General features: G+C 52.7%; 16 protein-coding genes and 1 pseudogene. 3 read left to right on the forward strand and 14 right to left on the reverse strand.

Going from position 1 to position 14462, the window contains the following annotated elements; all coding sequences use genetic code 11:
• Positions 1-3: 3 nt before the first annotated feature.
• Entirely contained in the window at positions 4-1446 is a 1443-nt protein-coding gene (locus VI25_RS02060) for a SusD/RagB family nutrient-binding outer membrane lipoprotein (protein WP_045687850.1), read from the forward strand.
• Between the two features lie 74 nt (positions 1447-1520).
• Here the strand turns inward: VI25_RS02060 and prfB are convergent.
• The 11 genes from prfB to VI25_RS02115 form a co-directional block, all read right to left on the reverse strand.
• Positions 1521-2598, reverse strand: a protein-coding gene (gene prfB / locus VI25_RS02065; protein WP_179225456.1) for a peptide chain release factor 2 whose coding sequence is annotated in 2 segments (ribosomal slippage) — positions 1521-2537 and positions 2539-2598 — 1077 coding nt in all. Because the reading frame shifts where the segments join, the coding sequence is not laid out codon by codon here.
• A 123-nt stretch (positions 2599-2721) separates the two neighbouring features.
• Complete coding sequence (locus VI25_RS02070; protein ID WP_045687848.1) at positions 2722-3786, reverse strand: branched-chain amino acid aminotransferase; 1065 nt, start codon at positions 3784-3786, stop codon at positions 2722-2724.
• A 163-nt stretch (positions 3787-3949) separates the two neighbouring features.
• The gene (locus VI25_RS02075; RefSeq protein ID WP_045687847.1) at positions 3950-4501 is read right to left on the reverse strand and encodes a cob(I)yrinic acid a,c-diamide adenosyltransferase; all 552 of its coding nucleotides are present in this window, start codon (positions 4499-4501) and stop codon (positions 3950-3952) included.
• Positions 4502-4599: 98 nt separating this feature from the next.
• On the reverse strand, positions 4600-5322 hold the full coding sequence (locus VI25_RS02080; protein WP_055562221.1) for an ABC transporter ATP-binding protein: 723 nt from the start codon (positions 5320-5322) through the stop codon (positions 4600-4602).
• A gap of 15 nt (positions 5323-5337) precedes the next feature.
• Positions 5338-6825 carry a hypothetical protein gene (locus VI25_RS02085; protein WP_152981455.1) on the reverse strand — a complete coding sequence of 496 codons (1488 nt, stop codon included), beginning with the start codon at positions 6823-6825 and terminating at the stop codon, positions 5338-5340.
• Positions 6826-6860: 35 nt separating this feature from the next.
• Positions 6861-8027, reverse strand: a complete 1167-nt coding sequence (locus VI25_RS02090; RefSeq protein WP_055562222.1) for a hypothetical protein — start codon at positions 8025-8027, stop codon at positions 6861-6863.
• Between the two features lie 59 nt (positions 8028-8086).
• Positions 8087-8383: a hypothetical protein gene (locus tag VI25_RS02095; RefSeq protein WP_045687843.1), complete on the reverse strand. Its 297-nt coding sequence runs from the start codon at positions 8381-8383 to the stop codon at positions 8087-8089.
• Between the two features lie 50 nt (positions 8384-8433).
• Positions 8434-8721, reverse strand: a complete 288-nt coding sequence (gatC, locus tag VI25_RS02100; protein ID WP_045687842.1) for an Asp-tRNA(Asn)/Glu-tRNA(Gln) amidotransferase subunit GatC — start codon at positions 8719-8721, stop codon at positions 8434-8436.
• A gap of 25 nt (positions 8722-8746) precedes the next feature.
• Positions 8747-9229: a lysophospholipid acyltransferase family protein gene (locus VI25_RS02105; protein ID WP_045687841.1), complete on the reverse strand. Its 483-nt coding sequence runs from the start codon at positions 9227-9229 to the stop codon at positions 8747-8749.
• Positions 9196-9591 (reverse strand): lysophospholipid acyltransferase family protein, encoded by a 396-nt coding sequence (locus VI25_RS27555; RefSeq protein ID WP_082455362.1) that lies wholly within the window; start codon positions 9589-9591, stop codon positions 9196-9198. Before VI25_RS27555 ends, VI25_RS02105 begins: the two co-directional genes overlap by 34 nt.
• 93 nt (positions 9592-9684) lie before the next feature.
• On the reverse strand, positions 9685-10257 hold the full coding sequence (locus tag VI25_RS02115) for an NUDIX domain-containing protein (protein ID WP_045687839.1): 573 nt from the start codon (positions 10255-10257) through the stop codon (positions 9685-9687).
• Between the two features lie 437 nt (positions 10258-10694).
• On the opposite strand from VI25_RS02115, the gene VI25_RS02120 reads away from it, so the two are divergent.
• Both VI25_RS02120 and VI25_RS02125 read left to right on the forward strand, forming a co-directional pair.
• On the forward strand, positions 10695-10937 hold the full coding sequence (locus VI25_RS02120) for a hypothetical protein (protein WP_045687838.1): 243 nt from the start codon (positions 10695-10697) through the stop codon (positions 10935-10937).
• A 185-nt stretch (positions 10938-11122) separates the two neighbouring features.
• Positions 11123-11697: pseudogene (locus VI25_RS02125) on the forward strand (ribonuclease HII).
• Between the two features lie 98 nt (positions 11698-11795).
• Here VI25_RS02125 and VI25_RS02130 read toward each other — a convergent pair.
• From VI25_RS02130 to VI25_RS02140, 3 genes are read right to left on the reverse strand one after another with little or no spacing between them, the layout of a single operon-like run.
• Complete coding sequence (locus VI25_RS02130) at positions 11796-12239, reverse strand: response regulator (protein WP_045687836.1); 444 nt, start codon at positions 12237-12239, stop codon at positions 11796-11798.
• A gap of 41 nt (positions 12240-12280) precedes the next feature.
• Positions 12281-13840: a sensor histidine kinase gene (locus VI25_RS02135; RefSeq protein WP_072144739.1), complete on the reverse strand. Its 1560-nt coding sequence runs from the start codon at positions 13838-13840 to the stop codon at positions 12281-12283.
• A gap of 42 nt (positions 13841-13882) precedes the next feature.
• Positions 13883-14248, reverse strand: a complete 366-nt coding sequence (locus tag VI25_RS02140; RefSeq protein WP_045687835.1) for a CZB domain-containing protein — start codon at positions 14246-14248, stop codon at positions 13883-13885.
• Positions 14249-14462: the final 214 nt, after the last annotated feature.

A 14462-nucleotide genomic window follows, 5' to 3' on the forward strand; every position in this document is an offset into this window, starting at 1 on the left:
CTAATGAAAAAATCACTTCTCTTCATTCTGCCGGCGATGGTGCTTGCCACCTCTTGCGTCGACACGCTGGATGATTACAATATTGACCCTAAGCGTCCTCAAGCAGGCGAAGTTCCTGCTACTACTCTTGTCTCGAGCGCTGAACGCAGCTTGGCTCGCACAGTAGTTAGTCCTAGTGTAAACTTGAACCCTTTCCGCCTGTATACGCAGTATTGGGCTGAAACTACCTATTTCGACGAGAGTATTTACGACATCAAGACTCGTAATATCAATGGTGGATTTTGGTCGGCAATATATCGTGATGTGTTGCGCGATCTGCAGGAAGCAAGAACCATCATCAATGCCAATACCGACCCAACCTTCGCACCAGCTGTAAGAGCTAACCAGCTTGCTGCAATTGAGGTGTTAGAGGTATACGCATGGGCTACTTTGGTAGACGCGTTTGGTGATGTTCCCTATTCAGAGGCACTAGATTTTGCCAGACCACAGCCCAAGTATGATGATGATGCTGTTATCTACAGCGACTTGATTACTCGGTTGAATACTGCCATCGGCAAGTTCGATACTTCTGCTGAAGGGCTTGGATCTGCAGATCTAATCTACGGTGGTGATGTAGCTCATTTCGCTCAGTTTGCTAATTCTCTAAAGCTGCGTTTAGCTCTTACCATTTCTGAGGTTGATGCTGCTAAGGCTGGCACGATGGTAAAGGAAGTGCAGGGCAAGCTATTCACTTCGAATGAAGATAATGCTCAGATTGCTTTCCAGACTGCCAATCCAAACACGAATCCTCTGTTCGAAGATTTAGTACAGAGCGGTCGTAACGATTTTGTCGGCACAAGCTTCTTCATTAACAAGCTGACTACGCTGAATGATCCACGTCTGAATGTATACTTCCAGACTCGTGATGGAAAGTATGTAGGAGGTGAATACGGTTCGAACAACAGCTACGAGTCATTCTCTGCACCAGGTGCTGCATTAGAGAGCCCTACTTTCCCAGGTGTTCTACTATCGTACTCACAGGTAGAGTTCTTACAAGCCGAAGCAGTTGAGCGCGGTTTGGGTGCTACTGGTAGCGCTAAGTCACATTACGATGCTGCTGTAACCGCGTCTATCTTGGAGTGGGGTGGTACTCAGGGTCAAGCTACTGCTTACTTGGCCCAACCGACAGTAAATTATTCGAACGCTGCTAGTGGCGCTACCTTTAAGGAAAAGATTGGTGTCCAGAAGTGGATTGCACTATATGGCCAGCCAACTGACTCGTACCGTGAATATCGTCGCTTAGACTACCCGGTTTTAACAAAACCAGATCAAGCGCTATCGAACATTCCGCGTCGTTTCTTCTATCCTGTAGTAGAGCAAAATCTCAACGCTGCTAACAACAGTGCTGCTGCTGCTGCTATTGGTGGTGACAATGTAGATTCGAGAATTTTCTGGGATAAATTTTAATTCATCTCAGGTCTAAACAAAAGGGGCTGCCAATTTTGGCAGCCCCTTTTGTTTCCTCCAGATCCAGCTAGATTTTAGTTCTGCATCAAATAGCCTTTGATGTACTCTTCTAAATCCCCATCCAGTACGTTCTGCACATCAGTGCGTTCAATGCCGGTACGAAGGTCTTTAATCAGTTTATAAGGGTGCAAAACGTAGTTGCGAATCTGGGAGCCAAAGTCAATACGCTTCTTGCCTGCTTCCACTACTGCTCGCTCCGCATGACGCTTGTCCATCTCAATCTGATAGAGGCGCGACTTGAGCATACGTAGCGCGTGCTCCTTGTTCATGAGCTGGCTGCGCTCGATCTGCACGGCGATGATGATGCCGGATGGGGCGTGCGTGAGACGTACAGCCGTTTCTACCTTGTTCACATTCTGGCCACCAGCACCACCAGCTCGGAAGGTATCCCAAGAGATGTCAGCAGGGTTAATCTGAATGTTAATCGTGTCGTCGACTACTGGGTAGGCGAATACAGAGGCAAATGACGTGTGGCGACGTCCGCTGCTGTCAAAAGGAGAGATACGCACGAGGCGGTGAACCCCGATTTCGCTCTTTAGGTAGCCGTAGGCAAACTGCCCATCTATTTCCAAGGAAGCAGATTTGATACCAGCGCCTTCGCCTGGTTGATAGCTAACCTGCCGGACTGTGAAACCTTGCTTCTCACCCCACATGATATACATGCGCATGAGCATTTCGGCCCAGTCTTGGCTTTCTGTACCGCCAGCTCCTGGATTTATTTCAATGATGGCGGACAACTGGTCTTCCTCATCGGAGAGCATGCGTTTAAACTCAAGGCGTTCCACAGCTTGTTGGGCTGTATCGAACTCCTGTAGCATCTCCTGCTCCGTGACGTCGCCCTCCCGGTAGAAGTCGTACAGTACCTCTACATCGCCAACAGCCTTTTCAACCGTTTCAAAATCATCGGTCCATACTTTTATGGACTTGATTTCCTTCATGGTCGCTTCTGCCTTCTTAGAATCATCCCAGAAGCCAGGGGCAGTAGTTTGCTGTTCAGTGGCTACTACTTGGGCTTTACGGTTATCGTAGTCAAAGATACCTCCTCAGGGCCTCAGCGCGGCCCTTCAAGTCCTTCACCTGCTCGTGTGTCATGGGGGACAATAAATGTGAACGAATAAGAACAAAATGCGTGATGAGGCAAAGGTCCTCATAAAAAACGAAGCCGGTCTCATAAGAGCCGGCTTCGTTTTTGGCGGTGTGCCTAAATTACTTCTATTACACGCGTACCATCCAGCCGTGTGTATCAGGTGCCGCACCGCTGCGGATTGCCGCTAAGGCTGCAGAAACCCGGTTTGAGAAAGAATCGGCGGGAGGAGTAGGCAATGCGTAGTCCTCACCTTGATGGCCAATGCTTGCAATAGGCGCAATGGTGGCGGCAGTTCCTACACCGAAGGCTTCCTGCAAGGTACCGTTAGCTTGGGCTTCTAGTACTTCTAAAGCTGATACTTTACGCTCTTCTACGGTCATACCCCAATCGCGGGCAAGCTGTAGGACGCTGCGGCGTGTAATGCCATCTAGTATGGAAGTGCTGAGTGCGGGAGTGATTACGCGCCCCTCAATTACGAAAATGGCATTCATAGTACCCGATTCCTCTACGTACTTGTGCTCAGAGGCATCAGTCCAGATTAGCTGGTTGTACCCTTCCTGCTGAGCCATTTTGGTTGGATACATGGCGGCGCCGTAATTGCCAGCATTTTTAGCGTATCCAGCACCACCTTCGGCCGAGCGTACGTATTTTTCCTCGAAGCGCACGCGTAATGGTTTGCTGTAGTACAAGCCTACGGGGCAGGTAATAATCATAAAGCGGTACGACTCCGAAGGACGTACACCCAACATACCATCGGTAGCAAACATGAAAGGGCGGATGTACAGCGCGCTGCCATCAAAGCTGGGAATCCACTCTGCATCTAGACGGAGCAACTGCACCAAACCCTGCATAAAGACTTCCTCCGGAACGCGAGGCATGCACATGCGGTCTGCGGAGCTATTCAGCCGATGAAAGTTGTCGTAGGGGCGAAACATGAAAATTTCGCCCTGCTGGTTTTTATAGGCTTTCATGCCCTCGAAAATGGCTTGGCCATAATGCAGAGCTGAATTGGCAGGGCTAACGGAGATGTCGCCGTATGGCACAATATGCGGTTCCTGCCATTCACCGTTTTGGTAGTCCACCACCAGCATATGGTCGGCGAAAGTTTTACCAAATTCGAGGGTAGCAAAATCTACTTCAGGCAGGCGTGTAGCAGCAGTAGGCTGGGTGCTGATGGCAAGCGTGTCAATCATGGGGAAGTGAAAGGAGGGTGGGAAACGATATAGCACATCGAGCACAGGTCATAAAAACCAGACAATTTCCTAATTCGTTGTGCTGAGAATTGGGTGGGAATGGACGAGTTCGGTGGGATAAAGATGCAGAATTTCTAACGAACAGTTGTTAGGAAGGTAACTGCTATTCCATTCGAGGCTTCCATGCTATTTCTTCGACTCCTAAATCGTGCGCCATTTGGCGGCTGAGCACGAAAAGGAAATCGGAGAGGCGGTTGAGATACATCACAACTAACTCGGCCACAAACGACTCTTCCTGTAACCCAATAACGAGGCGCTCGGCTCGGCGACAAACGCATCGAGCTACGTGAGTATACGAAACGGCTGGATGGCCCCCAGGCAAGATGAATACACGCAACTCAGGGAGAACTTCGTTCATACGGTCCATTTCTTCCTCCAATAAGGTAATGTCCGCCGCGTGTAAGTCCGGAATTTTCATTTTCGACTTATCCGGATCGGAAGCTAGAGAAGCTCCGATAGTAAATAAGCGGTCCTGAATTTCTTTCAGCAGGGGCCGACGCGCTAGGTTTACTTCTTGGTCGCTCACCAAGCCTAGGTAGGAGTTAAGCTCGTCTACGGTACCATAGCAATCAATACGCAAGCTAGATTTGGGTACACGCGTACCTCCAATAAGGGAGGTAAGACCTTTGTCGCCGGTTTTGGTGTAAATTTTCAAGGGCTACGGATGTAAGAAGGAAGAGTACCAAAGACAAGTGGCCGGCGCAAATGTTGCGGCCGGCCACTAAAGCAATTACCTAAGGTAGTAGCACCAAACTACTTCCCAATTAAATCCTGATGCGAAGCGACGTCCTGGTTGATCAGGTCAGACTCAATAAGGCCGTCTCGGAGGCGCACTACCCGGTGAGCGTAGCGGGCTATGTCTTCCTCGTGCGTTACCATGATGATGGTATTGCCCTTCACGTATAGTGCCTCGAACAAATCCATGATTTCGTGACTGGTCTTTGAATCCAGAGCACCGGTAGGCTCGTCGGCCAGAATAATGCTGGGGTCGTTTACTAAAGCCCGAGCAATAGCTACGCGTTGTCTTTGGCCACCACTAAGCTCATTTGGCTTGTGCAGGGCCCGTTCTGCCAATCCTACACTTCGCAATGCCTCGCGTGCCTTCTCCTGGCGTTCTGATTTGCCGTAGCCTGCATAGATTAGGGGTAGTGCTACGTTATCTAGCGCAGTGGCTCGGGGTAGCAAATTGAACGACTGAAATACAAAGCCAATTTCTCGGTTTCGCACGTCGGCCAGTTGATTGTCGGTCATGTTGCTGACATTCTTGCCGTTGAGAATGTAGCTGCCACTACTTGGAGTATCCAAGCAACCCACAATATTCATAAGAGTGGATTTGCCAGAACCAGAGGGTCCCATAAAGGCGACGTACTCGCCTCTTTGAATAGTAATCGTTACAGATTGGAGGGCGTGAATTTCCTCCGTTCCCATGCGGTAGACCTTGGAAATATCAGAAGTTTCGATGACAGGATTCGGCATAACCAGTCCAAGGGATTAGTTCCAGGGGGCTCCGGAAGCAGCCCGCGCATCGCGCCGTTTAGCCACCTCCGAACGAAAGGTAGCGTATTCTTCAGGTGAAAGCAAAGCACCAAGGTGCTCCAAGGGTACAATTGTATATTCGTTCAGTCCTATGGCGATGGCTGCCAAGATGTATTCTTTCAGCAAAATCGTTGATTCTGGGTCATATTCGATGCCTCGGAGCAACGTGTTGTAGGCCGCATTGAAATCACGCTGGGTGGTATGAAAATTTGCAGCAGCAGCTACCCCAGCATCCACGTAAGGAGCTTCTCGCACTACTTGCGCATACAGGCGAGCCGCTGCTTCTGGTTTTCTTTCGGCTTCCGCAACTGCAGCTTGGAAGTACACCAACCACCCTCTGTCAAGGCCGGTGAACGTGCCTGTACGCGTCAGGTCACGTAACGCAGTCCAGTTACGCTGACGCGCATACAACTCCCCACGAAGTACATTCCAAGGTGAAGCTTGCGGAGTAGTTACAGCCGGAGCGTACTTCTGGAGTACCTGAGCTACTGCTGATAGCTGGTCCGCCCGAATGGCACGTGGCAACTGGGCTAATAGGGCAGCATTTCGTCCTGTGGGGGTAGTGCTGATTTGAGCGGCCGTAAGAATATCAGCGGCCGGTAATTCATCACCCCGTACTACAAGGTATTGGACCCGCAACGAATCAGGAGCCTGCGTATACTGGTTTCGGAAGTCGGGGTCGAGTATGGCAAGAAGGGTTGCTGCACCCGATGATGCAGAAGAGCCAGCGCTGGCTATAAGCTGACGGGCAATATGCCGTGCCGAGTCGGGCTGGTTGGTGAGGGCTAGCGCGTAGGCCGCGGGCAATGCAGCCGCCGTGTTGCCATTCTGCCGGGCCTGCTCTAAGCGCCCGGCTGCCAGAGCTGGTAAGTGCTGTTCTAACAGCCACAGGCCCTGCAAGTGCTGGTAGTAGGCAGTTCCAATGCTAGAACCCGTGGCGAGAGGCGTAAGTGTAGCCTGCGCTGCTACCGGACGCCCACCGTAGTGCTGGGTGTAAGCGCGCAAGAAAGTCAGCTGATCGAGGTAAGGAGCATTGCCAGGGTGCTGGCCCAAGGCTGTAAGCACAGGTGCAAAGCTAGTATCTACCGTAGCCTTGGTTAACTGGGGACGTAGGAGGGCGGCGTGATAGAAACGTGCGAATTGCGGTTCTGTAAGAGCTTGCGTTGTGTCAGGCTGTGGCCACTTGGGGCCACCATTCGACGAGTTATGCGGTAGTTGGTGCCACCGTAAAAGTACATTGCTTTGAACAGCGTCATCCTCTTCGTCAAGTAGCTTATCAACTAGCGAGCGGTCTTGATCCTGCGGGGCGATAGTAATTTGGGCGGCAAGCTGGTTTACTTGCAACACGTGCTTTGTTACCGCAGTTGTGGCGTAGGCTTCTGCCCGCTTCTGGTAGAAGGCCACAGAATCGGTGAGTGACGTACGTGAGTACAGTTGTGCCAAATCACTATTGAGAGCGGCGCTTTGTGGAGTGGCCTTCAGCCTTCGCGTAAGGCAGCTAAGCGGTCAAAGAAATCAGCAGGCTGGTTGTAAAGCGCAGCCAAGCGCAAGGAGATTTTCTCGGAAGGGCGCCGACCTAAAGCGCGCCGCAGAATATTGATTTCATTCTGCCGCTGAAGCCGAAAACGGTATAAGGCCGCCCGGCCCAAGCTAGCTTTGTGGTTATGAAAGTCTATGGCATCACTTTCGGCGTAGTAGCGCTCTGCCAGCAACGCTAGACCTTCCTGCTCAGGGGCTAGCTCGCTTTGTAGCCGAGTGAGGTCACCCAGGTTGTTGAAGTACGCAGCTCGGGCTTGATCTACTATAAAAAAGTTGTTGCGCAATTCTACCGCGCCTAGGGCTGCTAACCCAAGCAAGTACATGGCAAAGAAGGGAAAGCGGCGTGGTTCGTAGATAACTCGGTAAACGGGTAGCTTTTGCTGTAGCAGTGGCCCAAAATTCACGAGTACATACAATAAGAAAGAGGACCCAATCGTCAGAAAAGCTAGTGCAATTACATCGCGCGCTGCCGTCAGCAACGGGTCATTGGCCGTGGCGAAGGCGTAGCCTAGTACCGTAGCTGTTAGCAAAACCAGAGTAAAGTACAGATAGGACATACCAGGCCAGTAGGGTACCCACTCCGCATACGTAGTGGCTCGCCGTCGCAAGCCCAGCCAGCCAATAGCTACTGCGGGTACTAGAAGCACGAGAGGGTCGAGGTGCCAGCCAGGCAGGATTAGCAGTTCGCCATTGTTCCAATAGTACAAGAAGCAAGTGCCTAGGTACAGGAGGCTAGTTAGGAGAAAGGGTAGCAGCCCAAAGCGGCCACTAGGAGCATCAGCCTGGGTGTTCAGCCACAGCAACCCGTGTATGTTTTCGTACGCTACCCACAAAATCAGCAGCAGTACTGCTACCGCCCCGCTCATGGTAAAAAAGGCCGTGAGGTGTAGGGCAGTTACGTCGGCTGGATAATGGCTGCGTGCGAAGAGCAGCGTACCAAGAGCTGCCACCAGAACCGCGAAAGTCAAAAGCCTCTGTCCGAAGCCTATCTGAGGCCAGAAGGCATGGAAAGCAAAGGCCGGCCCAATCAGTAACAGCAGGCTCATTATAAGGAAGTACTGCTCCCGCTCCGCAAAAATGCCCAACAAGTCAGCGTTGAGGGACATCAGCAAGAAAATCACCAACCCAATGCCTGCTACAAAAGCTGGCCTTTCCAGCGTACTTACTACCGCAAGCCAATAGCTAAGGCCACACCTAGCAGGCCCACCAGTATAAGGGCTGCCGTAGGCTGCACGTAAGGACCGGCTACATCGTAGGTTTGCGTGATAACATAGCCATTTGCCTGCACAGGGAGTTTTTCCAACCCCACTGCTACGGTGCCTACCGTAATAGGGACGGGCGTTAGCTGGGCTACGGGGCGGATGGGTAGTACTTCATCATCACCCGTGAAGTAGTGCCAGCCTGCTAGCCCTACGGCTAATGCCGTAAGCAGGGCCAGTAGCAGAAAAGGCCCGCGCCACACAGATTTCTGTTGGGACGCAGGCGGAAGAGAAAAGGGAGCCGACACTAGCCTTATTCGAGTACTTTGGGTACGCGGAAGTAATCAGAGTCTTTACGCGGTGCGTTGCTTAAGCCTTCTTGGTGGCTTACTGTGTTGTGCGCCTCATCGGGCCGTAGCACGTTGATTTCGTGGGACAGGTGCACCAAGGGCTCAATAGTAGCTGTGTCGAGCTGACGGAGCTGGTCAACCCAGTCCAGAATCTTGTTGAGGTCGCCCAGCATTTCCTGCTCTTTGGTGGCGTCAAATTCTAAGCGGGACAAGTGGGCCAGTTGGCGGAGAGTGGCGAGGTCGGTGCTCAAAGTAGGGAGGAGGTAAAAATTAGAGTTAAGAATTAGGTGCTTTTGCCTTCTCCGCTGGGTCTGGGGCCGGCGAGGTCGGAGTAGAGCTAGCGGTAGGGCGGCGCCAAGAGCTGGGGGCCGGAATGCCGGCTGCCTCAGGCCGGAAGGCACTGGCAATGATGTCGTGAGTTCGTTGCTTTAGCGCTGGGGCATCGACGGCAGTGAGGCCAGCCGTTGGGATTGGCTCGTGCAGCGTAATGGCCAGGCGCGAGTACCGCACCCGCAGTCCGGCAACGTCGGGCATGAAGCGGTGGTTCAATGGCATAGTAACGGGTACAATAGGTACACCGGTAGCAATAGCCAGTTGAAAGGCTCCATCCTTAAACTCGCCCATTTGCACGCCGGGCGTTTTAGAGATGGAGCCTTCCGGAAAGATAACAACGGAACGGCCAGCTTCCAGGGTACGACGAGCCTGCACCATAGCCCGGCCTCGGCTCACGGCACTATCTCGGTCAACTGTAATGTACACCCGCCCAAAGATGGGCCCCCACAAGGCACTTTTGCCAAAGACTGCTTGCCCATAATGTTGAGCCAGCCAGGAATGGTTTTGAACAGCAGCGGAATATCAATATATGAGCTGTGATTGGCTACGTACACGCAAGGTTGCCCTGCTGGCATAGGCTTCTTACGGACTATTTCCACCGGCATACCCCACATTCGAATGAATAGCAGGCTCCACACGCGGTTGAGAGCGTGCAGATACCGATGCCACTGCGGCCGCTTACTAAGAGCCAACTGCAGCGGGTAGGTAACCAGAAACGGCATCACAAACCAAAAGGTAGCCCAAGTGGTGTACAGCCGGTGTCCAATGTACTGCAGCATACGACGCATATCCGCAAATTTAAGCCCCTATGCGGAAAATGCGGACATTCTCGGCGTGGCGGGCTGCTTCGGTACCAGACTAGTCCAGTAGCGTGCTGACACTTACTTATGTAGCAGCCGTGCTGCTTTCAGCAGGCCTGCCACGCTAACGGCGTCCGTAATGCGGTTATCCATTACCATTTCAACGGCTTGTGAAAGCGGTAATTTCCAGATGCGGAGGTCTTCTGTTTCCTCTGGCTCCGTGTCACCTTGTTCCAGATCTTGCGCGAGAAAGACAAAACCTTCCTCGTCAGTTACGGAGTTGGACGTATGCACTCGGGCGATGTTCGTCCACCGCTTGGCTAATAAGCCTGTTTCCTCCTTCAGTTCCCGCTGCGCCGACTCCAGAATATCGAGCTCTACTGGCCCGCCGCCCATAGGAATTTCCCAGCAGTACTCCTTCAGCGCGTAGCGGTACTGGCCTACCAACCAGGTATTGCCTTCCTCATCTACCGGAATGATGCCTAAAGCTTTGTTTTTCATGGATACTACCCCGTACACACCGGGGTTGCCGGCCGGATTGATAATCTGGTCTTCCCGCACGCGGATCCAAGGGTTCTCGTATTTGACAGCCGTACCTAGCGTCTGCCAGGGGTTGTAATGCGGATCGTATTCAGGGGCTGAGGTAGAGGACATAAGCCGGAATGAGTTGTCTTGAAAGAGCCGCAAAGGTATAAGGCATTTTGGGGTTTAGTGGCCCCAATTAATCACTTACCGGTTAGAAGCTTTCATTGGTCGGGTCAGGGCTGCAATTGGTCCAATATCCCAGCGGGGTGGGGGAGGGCTGCTGTACATTTGTCTTAATAAGTAATCAACGCGAGAAGAGTTTATGGAAAGGAAGGCTTTTCCGCGTTGTGTTGCTGACGGCAAAAGGAGTAGGGTGGATGAATGATTTTGCCGGCAGTAACACGCCGAAATGGCCGCTACCTTTGGTAGCGGCTTTTCTTTTTTACCCCGAGATAGTAAGTAATACCGCCCAAAATCCTGTAAGGCACCCTTCTCAACCTCTCAGCTATGGCCTGCGTACCATAAAGTAATCGGCCGTTCACATTCCGGTCGGTGCCGTGTTTTCTATGGCTCAGCAGCCCAAAAACCAAAACGCCCAGCCTCAGCCCGGCGACCCGCTGTTCAATCTCAAGCACGCTCAAGCCGAATCCGAACTAGCACAGCAAACGGGTGGCCTAGGTCCTACCACCAACGTGTATACTACCAACGATGAAGACGAGGCCTTTGATGAAGGACCCCGCGACAAGCAAGGCACCCGTCGTGGTGAACCGGGTACTACCGAAACCGGCTCTACAGCTGGTCGCCACTAGAAATGTAGTTTAGATTACCTTCCAGAAACGGCCTCTCCAGGCGCTACGGCTACCGGGGAGGCCGTTTTGCGTGCAGTAGAATACTAACGAGTGCAATAGAAGATTGCCATAGCAAAATGAATTACCAAGGCAAAGGGTAATCCTCGTTGTGTAACGCCACGCGTGGGAATGGTACTTTTGCTCCTATGTTACTTGCCTCTCATACTGGCCAGCCACTCGAAGCTGGTCTTGACGAAGCCGGCCGGGGCTGCCTTGCCGGGCCCGTGTTTGCGGCGGCCGTGGTGCTGCCTCCCGATTTTGCTCCGCCTTTTCTCAATGATTCTAAACAGATGACGGCTCGTCGGCGGGAACTGCTGCGCGTAGAGATATGCCGGGAAGCTATTGCCTGGGCCGTAGCAGAAGCGTCGCCGGAGGAAATTGCGAGCATCAACATTGCTCAGGCTAGTTACTTAGCTATGCACCGGGCAGTAGCCGCCCTAAATGTGATACCAACCCACTTGGCAGTCGATGGCAACCGGTTTCGGCCTCACCCAACGCTACCACACACTTGCATTATCGGGGGCGACGGCATCTACCGGAACATTGCTGCCGCTTCCGTTTGGCCAAAACCTTCCGCGACGACCGAATGCGGGAGTTAGCCCAACTTTACCCGCATTATGGATGGGAGCAAAATGCGGGCTACCCTACTGCTGCGCACCGAGCCGGCATCCGTGACCATGGCTCCACGGAGCACCATAGGATGGGCTTTCGGCTGCTCTAAGGGTAGTATATTGAACGGAAAAAGCCCGGTAGCGCCTCCCTTTTTGTAGTGGATGAGATGCTGCCGGGCTACACGATAGAGGTGAACTACCTTGTGTGCTAATCCTTTAAGCGCAACAGGTCCAAGAATAAGCTAAACCCATCAACGGTAGTGCCGCCTTCCCCAAAGCTGTCAAAGCTTAGGGGTTTGATGATGTATCCGCTAACTGCCAAGTCCTGCGCCTTCAGACGGTCAGATTCGAGGTCGGAAGTAGTGGTAATAAATACATTCAGGTCTACAAACTCAGGGTCGGCCCGGAGAATTTCGAGCAGTTCCAAGCCATTCATGCGGGGCATGTTAATGTCGAGCATGATGACGTTCGGCATGGGTATTTTCGCCTGACCATTCTCACCCCGAAGCATGTTCAGTGCCTCTCGGCCATTGCGAGCCACATGCAGAGGTACATTCACATTATGCTTGCGCAACTCGCGTTGCACGTTCATCACGTCCATCTGGTCGTCTTCAACTAGCAGAATGGTGGCTTGAGAATCGGTGGTGGTCATAAGGAGCGAAAAAACAAACAGTACGGCGAGAGGCCTAGGGGCTATACGTGAGTTGAGGCGGTAGTGGCTGCATTACCCGCCGCTTTTGCCTCAATGCCACGCGCTTCCTGCCGCCGCTGGCGCTCTTTAGGCCAGGTAAACAGAAAGTTGGCGCCCTGGCCTTCGGCCGACTCCACGTGGATAGTACCGCCCTGGCGTTCCACAATTTTCTTCACAATGGCGAGGCCCACGCCGGTGCTTTCCAGCGTGTCGCGTTCCGTAAGAGTTTGAAAAATGACAAAGATTCGCTCGTGATACTCTGGGGCGATGCCCGGGCCATTGTCACGCACAGAGAAGGTATAGTGCGTGCGTTCTTCACGGCACCCAATAAGAATGGTGCCAGTGGCGGGATGGTCGTGATACTTGAGCGCGTTGCTGATAAGGTTGCTGAACACTTGGTGCAACTGTACCCGGTTGGTGGTAAGAGTAGGTAAGTAGCTGGGAAGCTCCATGCGGAATCCCCCGGGTGGGGCCAGCGAATCAATGATTTCTTGTAGCAACTCTCGCACATTCACGCGCTCATCGGCCTGGGATGTGCGCCCTACCCGCGCTAGCTCTAAGATGCCGCTAATCAGGTTTTCCATACGATGGACGCGGGTGCGCATCAACAGCAAAAACTCGCGGATGTGTTCAGGCAACTCCTGGCCCATGTCTTCCTCAATCCAACGCGACGCTGTTTCAATACCTCGTAATGGGGCTTTCAAATCGTGCGATACAACGTAGGCAAACTGATCGAGCTCTTGGTTGCGGCCCTCCAGCTGCGTGATGTTGCTGTTAATAGTATTCGACATCACATTCAGTGAGTCGGTTAGCTCGGTCATCTCGTCCTGCTCCGGGTCGTGCACGGTGGTGTAGTCGCCATCGGCAATTCGGCGCGAGAGGGTTACCATTCCTCCAATGCGCTGAGAAATCTGCCGCACGAGGTAGGATGCGTACAGCAAGCCCAGGAAAATAGTAGCCAGGGTAATGCTGATAGACAAAATGCGGGTTTCGCGGATGCTAGCTTGGAGCTTGCCTCGTTGTCCAAGCCGGGAGGTGGTCTCGTCGCGCTCAAAGGCATTAAACACCACCCGAATCTGATCCATGAGCAGCTTGCCTGTAAGGTCGGTGGTAAGGCCACGGTGCTCCAGTCCCTCCAGCGCTATTTGGTTGGGGTCGCGCCGCCGGGCCTCCCGCTTCTCGCTGATGAGCAAGTGCGAGTAGGCAGTCCACTGCTGAAATAAGCGTTGAGCGCGCAAAATGCGCTCGTACTGTTCCGAGCCTACCGTCAGTTCGTTGCGCAACTGAGCAAAGCGGCCGAGTAGGTTTCGCTCGCCCTCGTAATAGTTCTCCAGCAGAATTTCATTTCCAATGAGTAGGTAACCCCGAAAACCGGTCTCCATGTCAATGATATTGCGTAGCAAGGTGGTAGCCTCCCCAGTAATGCGCTGAGAGCGTTCTACCCGCTGAGAGTTGCGCAGCACTTTGCGCGAAAGCTGGTAGTTGATGAGCACTACCGCCGCGAATAGAATGGAAATGGCAACGAAGCCAGCAAAGAGTTTGGTAGAAAGTTTAAGCTTCATGCAGGGCGAGCAAAGCTACTTAGTTGGGTAAGCGGCGACCAGCTACAAGTCAGCCCGAAGCTTCGCTTCCATGGTCCGCAGCAAGCGGGTCACTTGGTCGGCCAGCTGGTTAACTTCAGCCAGGCCGTCGATAGCAGCGTCGGCTTGGCCCCGTTTGTGAAGATCCATCAGACGGTTGGCAGCCTGATGAATCTGTAAGTGCACGCGGTCTAGTTGCTGAGTTTCGGGCAAATGACGGTAGTCGGGCAAGGCACGCTCCAAAATCCAGCGGCCGAAAGAGCAGGCGCGTGGGTCCCGGATGGGCTCTTCGCTAGTACCGCTACCGTAGAGGAAGGAGCGAAGCTTGGATTTAAAGTGCAGGTGCTTAACTAAGGCTGAGTCAAACTCCTGTTTCAGTTCGTCATTCATGAGGGGGGGAGCAAGGGTAGAGCAACACCCAGCGTTATCAGCAGCGCGTGAATCCCAGGTTGGCAAATGCCTTTTGCCAAAAGCAGATACTGGCTTCTTACGTACTAGGGACTAACAAAGATAACAGGATGCTAGTAGGTTGCGGCACGCTAGTAATTGGCTAATTTCGCCCGGCCAAGTATGGCACCAGACTAAAAAGCTTCTGCACACGCGG

The sequence above is a fragment of the Hymenobacter sp. AT01-02 genome, assembly GCF_000961955.2.
Taxonomy (GTDB): domain Bacteria; phylum Bacteroidota; class Bacteroidia; order Cytophagales; family Hymenobacteraceae; genus Hymenobacter; species Hymenobacter mucosus.